Origin of the sequence: Burkholderia sp. 28_3 (genome assembly GCF_003253915.1) — a bacterium.
Classification (GTDB): domain Bacteria; phylum Pseudomonadota; class Gammaproteobacteria; order Burkholderiales; family Burkholderiaceae; genus Burkholderia; species Burkholderia cenocepacia.
The window spans coordinates 75,681-90,772 of sequence record NZ_QKZF01000010.1; the positions used below are offsets into that span (position 1 = coordinate 75,681).

General features: G+C 67.6%; 12 protein-coding genes. 6 read left to right on the forward strand and 6 right to left on the reverse strand.

The genetic code is table 11. The features are described 5' to 3' along the window. Positions 1 to 84: 84 nt before the first annotated feature. Positions 85 to 1,593 carry a PLP-dependent aminotransferase family protein gene (locus DFS13_RS21360; RefSeq protein WP_006491984.1) on the reverse strand — a complete coding sequence of 503 codons (1,509 nt, stop codon included), beginning with the start codon at positions 1,591 to 1,593 and terminating at the stop codon, positions 85 to 87. Positions 1,594 to 1,713: 120 nt separating this feature from the next. Here DFS13_RS21360 and DFS13_RS21365 point away from each other — a divergent pair, with 120 nt between their 5' ends. Together DFS13_RS21365 and gabD are read left to right on the forward strand one after the other, a co-directional pair. Next, positions 1,714 to 3,003: a 4-aminobutyrate--2-oxoglutarate transaminase gene (locus DFS13_RS21365; protein ID WP_060263351.1), complete on the forward strand. Its 1,290-nt coding sequence runs from the start codon at positions 1,714 to 1,716 to the stop codon at positions 3,001 to 3,003. A 90-nt stretch (positions 3,004 to 3,093) separates the two neighbouring features. Beyond that, the gene (gene gabD / locus DFS13_RS21370; RefSeq protein WP_012493582.1) at positions 3,094 to 4,563 is read left to right on the forward strand and encodes an NADP-dependent succinate-semialdehyde dehydrogenase; all 1,470 of its coding nucleotides are present in this window, start codon (positions 3,094 to 3,096) and stop codon (positions 4,561 to 4,563) included. A 116-nt stretch (positions 4,564 to 4,679) separates the two neighbouring features. On the opposite strand, the gene DFS13_RS21375 is transcribed toward gabD, so the two are convergent. Together DFS13_RS21375 and DFS13_RS21380 are read right to left on the reverse strand one after the other, a co-directional pair. Beyond that, positions 4,680 to 6,224 (reverse strand): PAS domain-containing methyl-accepting chemotaxis protein, encoded by a 1,545-nt coding sequence (locus DFS13_RS21375; protein WP_006494226.1) that lies wholly within the window; start codon positions 6,222 to 6,224, stop codon positions 4,680 to 4,682. Between the two features lie 411 nt (positions 6,225 to 6,635). Beyond that, positions 6,636 to 8,180 carry a PAS domain-containing methyl-accepting chemotaxis protein gene (locus tag DFS13_RS21380; protein WP_006494225.1) on the reverse strand — a complete coding sequence of 515 codons (1,545 nt, stop codon included), beginning with the start codon at positions 8,178 to 8,180 and terminating at the stop codon, positions 6,636 to 6,638. 311 nt (positions 8,181 to 8,491) lie between these two features. On the opposite strand from DFS13_RS21380, the gene DFS13_RS21385 reads away from it, so the two are divergent. From DFS13_RS21385 to DFS13_RS21395, 3 genes are all read left to right on the forward strand, one after another. Continuing rightward, a complete protein-coding gene (locus tag DFS13_RS21385) occupies positions 8,492 to 9,349 on the forward strand; it encodes a class I SAM-dependent methyltransferase (protein ID WP_111442093.1) in 858 nt (285 codons plus the stop codon). Continuing rightward, positions 9,346 to 9,906, forward strand: a complete 561-nt coding sequence (locus DFS13_RS21390) for a GNAT family N-acetyltransferase (protein ID WP_111442094.1) — start codon at positions 9,346 to 9,348, stop codon at positions 9,904 to 9,906. Before DFS13_RS21385 ends, DFS13_RS21390 begins: the two co-directional genes overlap by 4 nt. A 74-nt stretch (positions 9,907 to 9,980) precedes the next feature. Beyond that, on the forward strand, positions 9,981 to 10,508 hold the full coding sequence (locus tag DFS13_RS21395; RefSeq protein ID WP_060211008.1) for a DUF523 domain-containing protein: 528 nt from the start codon (positions 9,981 to 9,983) through the stop codon (positions 10,506 to 10,508). A gap of 111 nt (positions 10,509 to 10,619) precedes the next feature. Here the strand turns inward: DFS13_RS21395 and pcaF are convergent, their stop codons facing one another. Beyond that, complete coding sequence (gene pcaF / locus DFS13_RS21400) at positions 10,620 to 11,822, reverse strand: 3-oxoadipyl-CoA thiolase (RefSeq protein ID WP_006494221.1); 1,203 nt, start codon at positions 11,820 to 11,822, stop codon at positions 10,620 to 10,622. A gap of 227 nt (positions 11,823 to 12,049) precedes the next feature. On the opposite strand from pcaF, the gene DFS13_RS21405 reads away from it, so the two are divergent. After that, positions 12,050 to 12,838, forward strand: a complete 789-nt coding sequence (locus DFS13_RS21405) for an IclR family transcriptional regulator (protein WP_006482577.1) — start codon at positions 12,050 to 12,052, stop codon at positions 12,836 to 12,838. A 211-nt stretch (positions 12,839 to 13,049) separates the two neighbouring features. Here the strand turns inward: DFS13_RS21405 and DFS13_RS21410 are convergent, their stop codons facing one another. Next, a complete protein-coding gene (locus DFS13_RS21410) occupies positions 13,050 to 14,165 on the reverse strand; it encodes a succinylglutamate desuccinylase/aspartoacylase family protein (RefSeq protein ID WP_069352623.1) in 1,116 nt (371 codons plus the stop codon). 55 nt (positions 14,166 to 14,220) lie between these two features. Further along, on the reverse strand, positions 14,221 to 14,994 hold the full coding sequence (locus DFS13_RS21415; protein ID WP_006482624.1) for a transporter substrate-binding domain-containing protein: 774 nt from the start codon (positions 14,992 to 14,994) through the stop codon (positions 14,221 to 14,223). Positions 14,995 to 15,092: the final 98 nt, after the last annotated feature.

The window sequence follows — 15,092 nt, forward strand, 5'->3', positions numbered from 1 at the left end:
GTCTCGCGCGTCGCGGCACACGCCTGTTCCCCGCACCGCGGGCAGCACGATTCGGCCCGCCGGCGGCGCGGCTGTCCGTCCGCCTCACACCGCCGCCGCCACCTTGTCGAACGCCCGCTCGTCGATCGCCTCGGCAAGCGTCGCGAACGCGGTCGCGATCTCGTCTTCCGGCACGCACGCATAGCCGAGCAGCAAACCCGATGCGGCACGCTCGCGATCCGCGTAGTACCCGGACAGCGGCCGCACCACGATGTTGCGTTCGAGCGCGGCCTGCGCGACCGCGCGATCGTCGACGCCGGCCGGCAATTGCGTGACGAGATGCAGCCCGGCGTCGCTGCCGAGCGCGTGCAGCGTATCGCCGTAGCGCCGCGCGACCGCGTCGAGCAGCACCTCGCGGCGTTGTCCGTACAGCGTGCGCATCTTGCGGATGTGCGACACGAAGTGCCCTTCCGCGATGAATTCGGCGAGCACGGCCTGCTGCAGCAGCTGCCCTTCGCGATACAACTCGGCGCTCGCGGTCGCGAAACTTTCCGCGAGCGGCTCCGGCGCGACCAGATAGCCGACCCGCAGCCCCGGGAACAGCGTCTTGCCGAAACTGCCGACGTAGATCACCTGCCCGGCCGTGTCGAGCCCCTGCAGCGACGCGAGCGGCCGGCTGCCGTAGCGGAATTCGCTGTCGTAGTCGTCCTCGATGATCCAGCAGCCGTGCTGGCGCGCGTATTCGAGCAGCATCCGCCGCCGCGCGAGGCTCATCACCATCCCGAGCGGATACTGGTGCGACGGCGTGACGAGCATCAGCTTCGGCGGCTCGGCGAGATCGGCGGCCGACGGCGCGATGCCTTCGTCGTCGACCGGAATCGGCCGCGTGGTCAGCCCCGACACGTTCAGCACGCTGCGCACGCCCCAGTAGCACGGGTCCTCGGTCCAGATCGCGTCGCCCGGGTCGGTCAGCAGCCGCACCGCGAGGTCGATCGACTGGTGGATGCCGGTCGTGATCACGATCTGCTCGGGCGTGCAGCGCACCGAGCGCGACGTGCGCAGGTAGTCGGCCAGCGACTCGCGCAGCAGCGCGAGCCCGCCGCCGGGCGCGTAGGTCAGCAGGTCGGGGCGCAGGCGTCGCCAGTACTTGTTGTGCAGCCGCGTCCACACACGCGCCGGAAATCGCGACACATCGGGCACGCCCGGCATGAACGCGCCGCCCTGGCGCTTCGACACGCCGGCGCCTTCGACGAGCCGCGTGCCGCGCGCGGACAGCCGCCGTACGGACGGCGTCACGACGGCCGGGCCGGCGCCCGCGTCGGGCGGCGCGCCGACGATCTCGTCCGGCGCGCTGTCGGCGACGAACGTGCCGCGCCCCGTCGCCGAGTTCACATAGCCTTCGAGCGCCAGCTGTTCGTAAACCTGCGTGACCGTGTTGCGCGCGATCCCGAGCTCGGCGGCCAGCAGCCGCGACGACGGCACACGCGTGCCGGCCGGCAGTTCGCGCGACAGGATCGCCTGTTGCAGCAGCCGGTGAAGCTGCCGGTAGATCGGCTGTTCGCCGCCGCGCACGAGGCGCTGCGCCAGCCAGTCCGACAACACGCTCGCGCGCATGATTGGCTCCTGAATATTTATTGAAATGGCTCTGATTGCCAGAGCCAAATGTGATTATAGTCGCCTCCATGGGCTGCCAAGGCGCCCGATTTCCTACCCACCGGACAGAACATCAAGGAGATGACCGTGAAGAATGCCGACCTGCAGGCCCGCAAGAACGCCGCCACCCCGCGCGGCGTCGGCGTGATGTGCGATTTCTACGCCGCCCGCGCCGAGAACGCGGAGCTGTGGGATGTCGAAGGCCGCCGCTTCATCGATTTCGCCGCCGGCATCGCGGTGCTGAACACGGGCCACCGCCACCCGAAGATCGTCAAGGCGATCGCGGATCAACTGAACAGCTTCACGCACACCGCTTACCAGATCGTCCCGTACGCGTCGTACGTCGAGCTGGCGGAAAAGATCAACGAACGCGCGCCGGGCGACTTCCCGAAGAAGACCGCGTTCTTCACGACCGGCGCCGAAGCCGTCGAGAACGCGATCAAGATCGCACGTGCGGCGACCGGCCGTCCGGGCGTGATCGCATTCTCGGGCGGCTTCCACGGCCGCACGATGATGGGCATGGCGCTGACCGGCAAGGTCGCCCCGTACAAGCTGAACTTCGGCCCGTTCCCGGGCGACGTGTTCCACGCGCCGTACCCGAACGCACTGCACGGCGTGACGACGGCCGACTCGATCAAGGCGATCGAGATGCTGTTCAAGGCCGACATCGATCCGAAGCGCGTCGCCGCGATCATCTTCGAACCGGTCCAGGGCGAAGGCGGCTTCAACCCGGCGCCGGCCGAATTCGTGCGCGCGCTGCGCAAGATCTGTAACGAACACGGCATCCTGCTGATCGCCGACGAAGTGCAGACGGGCTTCGCACGTACCGGCAAGCTGTTCGCGATGCAGCACTACGACGTGCTGGCCGACCTGATCACGATGGCGAAGAGCCTCGCGGGCGGCATGCCGCTGTCGGGCGTCGTCGGCCGTGCGGACGTGATGGACGCGGCCGCCCCCGGCGGCCTCGGCGGCACCTACGCGGGCAACCCGCTGGCGGTCGCGTCGGCGCACGCGGTGCTCGAGATCATCGACGAAGAGAAGCTGTGCGAGCGCGCGACGCAACTCGGCGACGTGCTGAAGGCGAAGCTGAACGCGCTGCAGGCCGACGTGCCGCAGATCGCCGACGTGCGCGGCCCGGGCGCGATGATCGCGGTCGAATTCCTGAAGCCGGGTTCGGGCGAGCCGGATGCCGAATTCACGAAGCGCGTGCAGGCGCGTGCGCTCGAGCGCGGCCTGCTGCTGCTCGTGTGCGGCGTGTACTCGAACGTCGTGCGCTTCCTGTTCCCGCTGACGATCCCGCAAGCCGTGTTCGACGAAGCGCTCGTGATCCTCGAGGAAGTGCTGAAGGAAACGGTCGGCGTGCCGGCCTGAGTTCCCGTCCGCCGCAACTGAATGCGCCGCCGCCGTCGTGAAGACGGCGGCGGCCGTTTTCATCCGTCCTTTTCGAAGCAGGTGATTCATATGAGCACTGTTCAGGAAACCCTGGCACTGAAAGATCCGTCGCTGTTCCGCCAGCAGGCGTACGTCAACGGCGAATGGCAAGGCGCGACGAACGGCGAGACGTTCGACGTCCGCAACCCGGCCACCGGCGGCCTGCTCGGCACCGTGCCGGCGATGGGCGCGGCCGAGACACGTCACGCGATCGACGCCGCGAACGCCGCCTGGCCCGCATGGCGCAAGAAGACCGCGAAGGAGCGTGCGGTCATCCTGCGCAAGTGGCACGACCTGATGATGGAAAACGCCGACGACCTCGCGCTGATCCTGACGACCGAGCAAGGCAAGTCGCTGGCCGAAGCGAAGGGCGAGATCGGCTACGCGGCGTCGTTCCTCGAATGGTTCGCCGAGGAAGGCAAGCGCGTGTACGGCGACACGATCCCGACGCCGGCGAGCGACAAGCGCATCGTCGTGACGAAGGAAGCGATCGGCGTATGCGCGGCGATCACGCCGTGGAACTTCCCGGCGGCGATGATCACGCGCAAGGTCGGCCCGGCGCTCGCGGCCGGCTGCCCGATCGTCGTGAAGCCGGCCGAGGCCACGCCGTTCTCCGCGCTCGCGATGGCGGTGCTCGCCGAGCGCGCGGGCGTGCCGGCCGGCGTGTTCAGCGTCGTCACGGGCGACCCGAAGGCGATCGGCGGCGAGCTGACGTCGAACCCGATCGTGCGCAAGCTGTCGTTCACGGGCTCGACGCCGGTCGGCCGCCTGCTGATGGCGCAATGCGCGGCGACGGTCAAGAAGGTGTCGCTGGAGCTCGGCGGCAACGCGCCGTTCATCGTGTTCGACGACGCCGATCTCGATGCGGCCGTGCAGGGCGCGATCGCGTCGAAGTACCGCAACAGCGGCCAGACGTGCGTGTGCACGAACCGCTTCTACGTACACGAAGCCGTATACGACCAGTTCGCGCAGAAGCTCGCGGCGGCCGTCGGCCAGTTGAAGGTCGGCCGCGGCACGGAGCCGGGCGTCACGCAGGGCCCGCTGATCAACGAAGCGGCCGTGCTGAAGGTCGAGGCGCACATCGAGGACGCGCTCGCGAAGGGCGCGACCGTCGTGACGGGCGGCAAGCGCCATGCGCTCGGCCACGGCTTCTTCGAGCCGACCGTGCTGACGGGCGTCACGCCGGCGATGAAGGTCGCGAAGGAAGAAACGTTCGGGCCGCTCGCGCCGCTGTTCAAGTTCGGCAGCGACGACGAAGTGATCCGCCTCGCGAACGACACCGAGTTCGGCCTCGCCGCGTACTTCTACAGCCGTGACATCGGTCGCGTGTGGAAGGTGGCCGAAGCGCTCGAATACGGGATGGTCGGCGTGAACACGGGCCTGATCTCGAACGAAGTCGCGCCGTTCGGCGGCGTCAAGCAGTCGGGCCTCGGCCGCGAAGGCTCGCACTACGGCATCGACGACTACGTCGTGATCAAGTACCTCTGCCTGGCCGTCTGACGGTTCGGGGCCGGTCGCTTCCCGGCGACAGGCCCTCGCCGCCCGGCCGGAACCGGGCGGCCCGACGCGGGCCGGCGCCTCTCCGTCGCGCCCGCGTCACCCTCCCTTCCCCGCGATCAGCGGAATACGTTCACCGCCTCGACCAGCCGCGTCGCCTGCTGCTTCAGGCTTTCCGACGCCGCCGTGCTCTGTTCGACGAGCGCCGCGTTCTGCTGCGTGATGTTGTCCAGGTGCACGACCGCCTGGTCGACCTGCGCGACACCCGTGCTCTGCTCGGCCGTCGACGAGCTGATCTCCGCAATCAGATCCGACACGCGCTTCACCTGCGTGACGATGTCCTCCATCGTCTTGCCCGCGCCATCGACGATCCGCGCACCCGACTCGACCCGCTCGACACTGGCGCCGATCAGCGTCTTGATCTCCTTCGCCGCGTTCGCGCTGCGCTGCGCGAGCGCCCGCACCTCGCCGGCGACCACCGCGAAACCGCGCCCCTGATCGCCCGCGCGCGCCGCCTCGACCGCCGCATTCAACGCGAGGATGTTGGTCTGGAACGCGATGCCGTCGATCACGCCGATGATGTCCGCGATCTTGCGGGAGCTGTCGGTGATGTCGTTCATCGTCGCGACGACTTCGTTCACCGCCTGCCCGCCGCGCCCGGCCGCCTCGCTCGCGGACACGGACAACTGATTCGCCTGCAACGCCGTCTCCGCATTGCTCGACACGGTCGCCGTCATCTCGGCCATCGACGCGGCCGTCTGCTGCACGCTGGTCGACGCCTGCTCGGTGCGTGCGCTCAGGTCGTTGTTGCCTTGCGCGATCTCGTTGCTCGCGCGTTGCACGTTCAGCACCTGTTCGCTGACGTCGTCGACGAGCCAGCGGAACATCAGCCCGAGCTGGTTGATCGTGCGCAGCGTCATGCCGATCTCGTCGACCCGGTTCATCCGCACGCCGCTGCGGCTCTCGCCGGTCGCCACGCGCAACGCCTCGTCGCGCAACTGTCGAAGCGGCCGCACGATCTGCGCGTCGAGCCACAGCCCGGCCGCCGCCGTCACGCCGATCGCCGCGCCGGCGAACGCCGCGAGCCCGCCGCCGGTCAACCCGCCCGCCCAGCCGGCGCCGATGACCGCCGGCGCGAGCACGCATAGCGTCGACACCAGCCGGGCGCGCACCGACATCGTCTGGAACAGCGACGCGACGCGCATCGCGCCCGTGCGCACGATCAATCCCTTGTGGAACCGGCGGCTGCCGGCCTTGCCTTCGCGGAAATCGCGATACAGCGCCTCGGCGGCCGCGATCTCGTCGCGCGTCGCCTTCGTGCGCACCGACATGTAGCCTTTCGGCTGCCCGTTACGCATCACCGGAATCGCGTTCGCGCGCACCCAGTAGTGATCGCCGTTCTTGCGGCGGTTCTTCACGAGCGCGGTCCACGGCTCGCCGCCCTTGAGCGTCGCCCACATGTCGGCGAACGCCTCCTTCGGCATATCCGGGTGACGTACCACGTTGTGCGGCTGGCCTTCGATTTCCTCGGGAGAAAAGCCGCTGACCTGGATGAACGCCGCGTTCGCGTACGTGATGTAGCTGTCGGCATCGGTCGTCGACATCAGCGTCGCATCGTCGGCAAATTCGAATTCGCGTTGCGTGACGGGCTGGTTGTTGCGCATGGTGTGGAGCTCCGGGTGGCGGATCTTGCGTCCGCTCGTCGATTGATTCGAGACTCCGCGCATGGCGATCGATTCGCATGCGTGTGAGTCGGGCTCCTGCACTTTCGGCACATTCGACGAAAACATTATGCCGTATTCGGGTAAATATGCATTAAATATGAATCAACTTGTTTTTACCGAATAATTTGTTCACGGATAAAACGCAACGCCTTGTCCGACAAAGGTTTTCCGGCCATTCGTCTGATTATTTCCCGTCGTGATTTCGGCGTGATTGAATACACGAACAGTCAATTGGAAATAAGAATATTTCTCATTTTTCGCCGTTCGACCCAATCCTCAACCCTGGATAAGCGCTGGGCGCGACATCCGGCATTCATCGATCGAACCCGCACGTCGCGCCCCCTTTCGGCATCATCTGAATACGTTCACCGCATCCACGAGCCGCGTCGCCTGCTGCTTCAGGCTCTCCGACGCCGCCGTGCTCTGTTCGACGAGCGCCGCGTTCTGCTGCGTGATGTTGTCCAGGTGCACGACCGCCTGGTCGACCTGCGCGACACCCGTACTTTGCTCGGCCGTCGACGAGCTGATCTCCGCAATCAGATCCGACACGCGCTTCACCTGCGTGACGATGTCCTCCATCGTCCGGCCCGCCTCGTCCACGCGCCGCGCACCCGACTCGACCCGCTCGACACTCGCGCCGATCAGCGTCTTGATTTCCTTCGCGGCGTTCGCGCTGCGCTGCGCGAGCGCGCGCACCTCGCCGGCGACCACCGCGAAACCACGACCCTGTTCGCCCGCACGCGCCGCCTCGACCGCCGCGTTCAGCGCGAGGATGTTGGTCTGGAACGCGATGCCGTCGATCACGCCGATGATGTCGGCAATCCTGCGCGAGCTGTCGGTGATCTCGCTCATCGTCGCGACGACCTCGCTGACCGCCTGCCCGCCGCGCTCGGCCGCCTCGCTCGCGGACACGGACAGCTGATTCGCCTGCAGCGCCGTCTCCGCATTGCTCGACACGGTGGCCGTCATCTCGGCCATCGACGCGGCCGTTTCCTGCACGCTCGACGCGGCCTGCTCGGTGCGCGCGCTCAGATCGTTGTTGCCCTGCGCGATCTCGTTGCTCGCGCGCTGCACGTTGTGCACCTGCTCGCTGACGTCGTCGACGAGCCAGCGGAACATCAGCCCGAGCTGGTTGATCGTGCGCAATGTCATGCCGATCTCGTCGACGCGATTCATCCGCACGCCGCGCCGGCTCTCGCCGGTCGCGACGTTCAGCGCCTGCTCGTGCAGCCGTTTCAGCGGTTGCACGATCTGCGCGTCGAGCCACCAGCCGGCGGCCGCCGCCACGCCGACCGTCACGCCGGCAAACGCCGCGAGCCCGCCGCCGGCCAGCCCGCAGGCCCAGCCCGCGCCGACGACGGCCGGCGCCAGCACGCACAGCGCCGAATGCACGCGTGCGCGCACCGACATCGTCTGCGACAGCGATGCGAGCCGCAGCAGCCCGGTACGGATGACGAGCCCCTTGTGGAACCGGCGCCGGCCGGCCTTGCCTTCGCGAAACGCGCGATACAGCGCTTCCGCGGCCTGGGTCTCGTCGTGCGGCGCCTTCGTGCGCACCGACATGTAGCCTTGCGGCGCGCCGTTGCGCATCACCGGAATCGCGTTCGCGCGCACCCAGTAGTGATCGCCGTTCTTGCGGCGGTTCTTCACGAGCGCGGTCCAGGGCTCACCGCGCCTGAGCGTCGCCCACATATCGGCGAACGCCTCCTTCGGCATGTCCGGGTGACGCACCACGTTGTGCGGCTGGCCGACGAGCTCTTCGTTCGAGAACCCGCTCACCTGCGCGAACGTCGTGTTTGCGTAGGTGATGATGCTGTCGGCATCGGTCGTCGACATCAGCGTGACGTCGTCGGGAAAATCGAATTCCTGTTGGGTAACGGGCTGGTTGTTGCGCATGCAAGGCTCCGAAAGGCGGATCTGTCGTCCGCGCCGCGCTGAAGTCGCGCTCAGTAGCCGAAAAACGGTTGAACGCTTTACGACACTCTCGTCCTTACTGTCGGCAATTCATCGGAAAACCTTAATTCCTTTGCGCATAAAATGGGCAATCCAGCCATTGCCATGATTTCGATCAAATAATCCGGCGATAATCCCGACACGCGTTTATCAACTTGCCACAACGCTCGGCCCGATGCGCCAATGCCAGCATCCGTTGCGCGCGGCGAAACGATTTGACTTATCCTGCTCCATTCCACCTGAATTCGAATTCCATGAAAAAGGCATTGCACGAACTGAATCGGCTGTCCTGGAATACGGCGACGGTCGCGCATAACAGCCATAAAGGCGATCAGGCTGCATTTTTCCGCAATGGCGGCTCGACGCTGTTTCCGGAAGAACGCGAACTGCTCGGCGATCTCACCGGTCTGCGGCTCTTGCACCTGCAATGCAACGCGGGGCAGGACACGCTGAGCCTCGTGCGCGACGGCGCGGATGCAACCGGTGTCGACATCTCCGACGAGGCGATCGACTTCGCGCGGCGACTGTCGGCCGACGCGGGCCTGCCCGCGCGGTTCGAGCGCGCCGACGTACTCGACTGGATGCCCGAAGCCGCCGCGCGCGGCGAGCGCTTCGATCGCGTGTTCACGTCGTACGGCGCGATCTGCTGGCTGTCCGACCTGAGCGCATGGGCGCGCGGGATCGCCTCGCTGCTCGCACCGGGTGGCCGCTTCGCGATGATCGAGTTCCATCCGTTCTCACTGTATTTCGACGAACAGTGGCAACCGCGCTACGACTACTTCAACGGCGACGCGACCGAGGAACCCGCGGGCGTCGGCGATTACGTCGCGGCGTCCGGCACGGGGCTCGGCGCGCAGCACGACCACCCGGGCATCGTCGATTTCGCGAACCCGCATCCGAGCTACGAGTTCATGTGGGGCATCGGCGACGTGGTGAATGCGCTGATCTCGGCCGGGCTCACGATCGAGCGCCTGAACGAATATCCGTACGCGAACGGCTGGAAGGGCTTCGACGGCATGCGCGAGCTGGAGGGCCGCCGGATGGTGCCGCCCGAAGGCATGCCGCGCCTGCCGTTGATGTACGCAATCGCCGCGCAGCGGGCGGCCGCATGACCCGCCGCACCGCCGCCGAACGCGACGCGCTGTCGGCCCGCCTGCTGGCCCGCGACGACGTGCCGCTCGTGTGGACCATCGACCGCCGCGAAATCATCGAGCACCTGTACGTGCTGCGCGACGGCGCGCTGCATCTCGTGCCCGAGTTCTACGACGTGGCCGGCTGGCCCGACGGCGAAGCCGATCACTACACGCCAATCCTGCTCGACTGCCACGACCGCGGCGGCTGGTTTCTCGGCCGGTTCGACGGCACGCGGCTCGTCGCGGCCGTCGTCGTCGACAGCCGGCCGCTCGGCCCGCGGCGCGACATGCTGCAGCTGAAATTCCTGCATGTGAGCCACGACTGGCGCGGCTGCGGGCTCGGCGTACAGCTCTATCGCGCGGCCCAGGTGCAGGCACGTGCAATGGGCACCGAGCGCCTGTATGTGTCGGCCACGCCGTCGCGGCACACGATCGACTTCTACCTGCGGCTCGGCTTCACGGTCAGCATGGCGCCCGATCCCGAGCTTTACGCGCTCGAGCCCGAGGACATTCACCTCGAAGGGCCGACGGCCTGACGGCCCGGCACGGGAATGACGCGTAGAATTTTTCGCTCTGCCACAATCGCCATCAACCGTCACGGAGCGCGACATTGAACCACGAGCCGCCACCGCCCGCCCCGCCGAAGATCCTCGTCAGCATGTGCGTGGTCGGCCATCCGGTGCGTTACAACGGCGCGGCGAAGACCGCCGCGCACGAAGCGCTCGAACGCTGGCAACGCGAAGGGCGGCTCGTGGCCGTCTGCCCCGAACTCGCGGGCGGCCTCGGCGTGCCGCGCCCGCCTGCCGAGATCGCCGGCGGCGCATCGGGGCAGCAGGTGCTGTCGGGTCACGCACGTATCGTCGACGTGAACGGCACCGACGTGACGACCCCGTTCGTTGCCGGCGCGCAAACCGCGCTGGCCCTCGCGCAGGCGCACGATTGCCGCTTCGCGATCCTCGCCGACGGCAGCCCGTCGTGCGGCAGCACGTTCATTTACGACGGAAGTTTCGAGAACCGGCGCCACGCGGGCGCCGGCGTCACGGCGGCGCTGCTGCGCGCGCATGGCATCGAGGTGTTCGCGGACACCGAGATCGACGCCCTCGACGCGCGGCTCAGGCAAGCGTCGCAGGCCGGTTAACGACGATGGGCGGCACGAGACACCTCGTGCCGCCCATCGTGGCGGAAACGGCGCAGCGGTCAAGCGGCGCGGATCCGGCCGCGCACCGCCCGCATCACCGCATTACGCCGCTCAGACGCGTTCGATCGCGATCGCGATGCCCTGGCCGACGCCGATGCACATCGTGCACAGCGCGAAGCGGCCGTTCGTGCGATGCAACTGGTACATCGCGGTCGTCACGAGGCGCGCGCCCGATGCGCCGAGCGGGTGGCCGAGCGCGATCGCGCCGCCGTTCGGATTCACGCGCGGATCGTCATCGGCGACGCCGAGCATGCGCAGCACCGCGAGACCTTGCGACGCGAACGCTTCGTTCAGCTCGATCACGTCGAACTGGTCGATCGTCATCCCGAGCCGCGCGAGCAGCTTCTGCGTAGCCGGCGCCGGGCCGATGCCCATCACGCGCGGCGCGACGCCGGCCGTCGCGATCCCCAGCACGCGGGCGCGCGGCGTCAGGCCGAAGCGCTTCGCGGTTGCCTCGTTCGCCAGCAGCAGCGCGGCGGCGCCGTCATTGACGCCCGACGCGTTGCCGGCCGTCACCGAGCCGTCCGGGCGCACGACGCCCTTCAGCTTCGCGAGCGCTTCGAGCGACGTCTCGCGCGGATGCTCGTCGCGCGACACGATCACCGGATCGCCCTTCTTCTGAGCAATCGTGACCGACACGATTTCTTCGGCCAGCGTGCCGTCCTGCTGCGCCCGCGCGGCCTTCTGCTGGCTGCGCAGCGCGAACAGGTCCTGATCCGCGCGGCTGACGTTGTAGTCGACCGCGACGTTCTCGGCGGTTTCCGGCATCGAATCGACGCCGTGCAGCTGTTTCATCAACGGATTGACGAAGCGCCAGCCGATCGTCGTGTCGTAGATGTCGGCCTGGCGCGCGAACGCGCTCGCAGCCTTGCCCATCACGAACGGCGCGCGCGTCATGCTCTCGACGCCGCCCGCGACCATCAGCGCGGCTTCGCCCGACTTGATCGCGCGCGCGGCCACGCCGACCGCGTCCATCCCGGAACCGCACAGGCGGTTGATCGTCGAACCCGGCACGCCCTCCGGCAAGCCCGCCAGCAGCGCCGACATGCGTGCCACGTTACGGTTGTCCTCGCCGGCCTGGTTCGCGCAGCCGTAGATCACGTCGTCGATCGCCGTCCAGTCGACGTCGCGGTTGCGCTCAACGAGCGCCTTGAGCGGCACCGCGCCCAGATCGTCGGCGCGCACGCCGGACAGTGCACCACCGTAACGCCCGATCGGCGTACGGATCGCATCACACAGAAAAGCTTCGGTCATCAGTGTCTCCGGTCCCGTGAAAGGCTGGGAAATGAACAGGGCGCGCCCCTTGCATTGCCCGCCGGGATGCGCTTAAATGTTCTACATACGAACATAAGATCGTGTATCGAACGTTCAACGCATCATAGGGAGTGCGGGGACGACCTGTCAAGGGCACGGTCGGCCAGGCGGTTGGCGTGTCGGGCCCCATGCGCTATCTTCTCGGCTGCACGACATTCCAGGCGCTCATGACAACCGACGATATTCAGACGAAACCCGGCGACTCCTATGTGCAGTCGTTCGCGCGCGGCCTCGCGGTGATCCGCGCGTTCGACGCGGCACGCCCGGAACAGACGCTCACCGAGGTCGCATCGGCCACCGGCCTCACGCGCGCGGGCGCGCGCCGGATCCTGCTCACGCTGCAGACGCTCGGCTACGTCGAGGCCGACGGCCGGCTGTTCCGGCTCACGCCGAAGATCCTCGAGCTCGGCTTCGCGTATCTCACGTCGATGCCGTTCTGGAATCTCGCCGATCCGGTGATGGAGCAACTGTCCGCGCAGATCCACGAAAGCTGCTCGGCCGCGGTGCTCGACCGCACCGAGATCGTCTACGTACTGCGCGTGCCGACCCGCAAGATCATGACGATCAACCTGTCGATCGGCAGCCGGCTGCCTGCATACTGCACGTCGATGGGCCGCGTGCTGCTGTCCGCGCTCGACGATGCGACGCTCGACGACACGCTCGCGCAGAGCGCCATCCGCGCGCACACGCCGCGCACGATCACCGACATCGGCGAACTGAAGGCGGCGATCGCGCAGGTGCGCCAGCAGGGCTGGGCCGTGGTCGACCAGGAACTCGAAGTGGGGCTGATGTCGCTGTCCGCGCCGATCCGCAACCGGCGCGGGCAGGTCATCGCCGCGATGAACATCAGCGGCAACGCGCAGCGGCATACCGCGAAGCAGATGGTGAAGGAGTTTCTCGGGCCGCTGCAGCAGGCCGCGCAGACGGTATCGGAGCTGGTGGCGCGACGTGGCTGAGCACCCTGCCCGATCGTCGTATCCGTGACACGACAAGTCACCGAACAAAAAAAGACGGGCGGCACAGGCCGCCCGCTCAAACTCTGATCTCTGCAACGTTCTTCTCACGGAACACGGAGCGCACTCCGCGTCGCACAATTTAGTAACGCGCTCGAACACGGTCAATCTGACGAGAACGAAATTGCATCGCGTCGGCAGGCCACCGCCTCGATCACGCGCCCAGCAGCATCCCCTTTCGCACCGGCACCGTGCCCGTCACGCGGCCGAGCGGCGCGCCGGCCGTCACGAAGCGGATCGCGCGGCGCATGTAGAACACGCCATCGGTCGCGCTCGAGATCGTCGTGATCGCGTCCGTCAGCGGATCGACGATGTCGAACAGCGGATCGCCGGCACGGATCGTCGCGCCGATCGCCGCGCGGTGCACGAGGATCCCGCTCACCGGCGCATAAAACTGCTCGCTGCCCGCGAGCGGCGTGGCCGGCGCGGCCAGCGGCGGCAGCGGCGCGCGTTCGCCGCGCACCGCGCCGCACCACACGAGATAGTCGACGAGCGCGCCGGCGTCGCGTTGCGCGTATTCGTACGTCACGTCGCGCTGGCCGCGGCACTCGACCGTCACGGCCACGGTGCCGGCCGCCATCGGCGTGCCGTCCGGCAAATACGCGCGCAACCGTGACCACAGCAGATGATGTGCATCGTCGAACGCATGGCCGCCCGAATCCTCGGCGAGCAGCGACACCTCGGCACCGAGATAACGCGCGAGCGGCTCGACCTCCGGCCACGCGGTATCGCTCGTGTAGACGTGCATCACCGCTTCGAGCGAGCAATGCAGGTCGATCACGACGTCGGCGTCGTGCGACAGCTTCAGCAGCGCCAGCTGCAGCGCATCGAATTCGGTGCGCGGCGCGATTTCGTCGAGCGCCGCGCCGACGCATTCGCGCACGATCGCGCGATTGCGCGCGCCGTCGTCGCCCAGCCGGTCGCGCGCACGCGCGGCGATCTCCGCGAGCGGCAGGAAGCCGCGATTGAAGTTGCGGCCGCTCGCGAGATCGAACCGGCCGATGAACTGCCCGAGCAGATGATGATTGAGGCCGACCGGGTTCGACACCGGCACGAGCACGATTTCGGCCGCGAGCCGCCCTTCGGCGTCGAGCTGCGCGAGGCGCTGCTTGAGCACGACCGCCGCGAGCATCGCGGGTGTCTCGTCCGCGTGCAGCGCGGCCTGCAGGTAGATCTTGCGGCCGCTGTCGGCCGGCCCGAAATGAAAGCTCGTCAGCGTGCGTTGCGTGCCGATCGACGGCGACAGGAGTGGCGTGGTGCGAATCTGCATCGAGGGTCTCGAATGGATGAAAGCAGGGAATCGGGGCAACGGGCCGGCACGGCGCTCAGTCGCCGTACGGGTTGAAATCGAAATACTGCTTCGCGATCCGGTTGTACGTGCCGTCCTTCAGCATCGACGCGATCGCGCCGTCGATCGACGCCTTCAGCGCGGTATCGGACTGCCGCATGCCGATGCCGACGCCGCGATCGCCCATGTCGAGCGGCGCGCCGACGAATGCGAAACCCTTGCCGCGCGGCTGGCGCAGGAACCCGTAATCGGCTTCCACGGTGCCGAGCAGCGCCGCGTCCAGGCGGCCGTTGACGAGATCGGCGAACACGTCGTCCTGGCTCTTGTACGGCACCACGCCGACGCCGGCCGGCGCCCAGTGCGCGAGCGCCCACGATTCGAATTGCGTGCCGGACTGCACGCCGACGCGCTTGCCGGCCAGCGACGCCGCCGTGCCGTCGAGCCCGCTGCCGGGCCGCGCGACGAGCCGCGACTTGAAGCGGAACAGCTTCGACGAGAACAGGATCTGCTTCTCGCGCTTCGCGGTGATCGCCATCGACGACAGGATCGCGTCGATCTTGCGCGCCTGCAACGCGGGGATCATCCCGGAGAATTCGAGCTCGACCCACTGGCAGCGCAACTGCGCGCGGCGGCAGATTTCGTTGCCGAGATCGACGTCGAAGCCCTTCAGGCTGCCGTCGGGCGCCTTCGCGTCCATCGGCGGGTAGGTCGGGTCGATGCCGAGTCGCACCACGGGCGCATCGAGCGCGGACGCGGACGTGGCGGCCAGGCCAATGCACAGGGAAACGAGCGGGGCAAGGAAACGTTTCATGGTCGACGATAGGCAGGAAAAGGAACGAACGGCATGAGCCGGACTGCCTGCGATCGTAGAAGCCCGCGGCCAGCGCCGGAACCATCGGCTGACTTATC

Bases quoted from the DNA above. Each gene is read 5' to 3' on its own strand.
- DFS13_RS21360 (WP_006491984.1), bottom strand. From the start codon at position 1,593: ATGCGCGCGAGCGTGTTGTCGGACTGGCTGGCGCAGCGCCTCGTGCGC.
- DFS13_RS21365 (WP_060263351.1), top strand. From the start codon at position 1,714: ATGACCGTGAAGAATGCCGACCTGCAGGCCCGCAAGAACGCCGCCACC.
- gabD (WP_012493582.1), top strand. From the start codon at position 3,094: ATGAGCACTGTTCAGGAAACCCTGGCACTGAAAGATCCGTCGCTGTTC.
- DFS13_RS21375 (WP_006494226.1), bottom strand. From the start codon at position 6,224: ATGCGCAACAACCAGCCCGTCACGCAACGCGAATTCGAATTTGCCGAC.
- DFS13_RS21380 (WP_006494225.1), bottom strand. From the start codon at position 8,180: ATGCGCAACAACCAGCCCGTTACCCAACAGGAATTCGATTTTCCCGAC.
- DFS13_RS21385 (WP_111442093.1), top strand. From the start codon at position 8,492: ATGAAAAAGGCATTGCACGAACTGAATCGGCTGTCCTGGAATACGGCG.
- DFS13_RS21390 (WP_111442094.1), top strand. From the start codon at position 9,346: ATGACCCGCCGCACCGCCGCCGAACGCGACGCGCTGTCGGCCCGCCTG.
- pcaF (WP_006494221.1), bottom strand. From the start codon at position 11,822: ATGACCGAAGCTTTTCTGTGTGATGCGATCCGTACGCCGATCGGGCGT.
- DFS13_RS21405 (WP_006482577.1), top strand. From the start codon at position 12,050: ATGACAACCGACGATATTCAGACGAAACCCGGCGACTCCTATGTGCAG.
- DFS13_RS21410 (WP_069352623.1), bottom strand. From the start codon at position 14,165: ATGCAGATTCGCACCACGCCACTCCTGTCGCCGTCGATCGGCACGCAA.
- DFS13_RS21415 (WP_006482624.1), bottom strand. From the start codon at position 14,994: ATGAAACGTTTCCTTGCCCCGCTCGTTTCCCTGTGCATTGGCCTGGCC.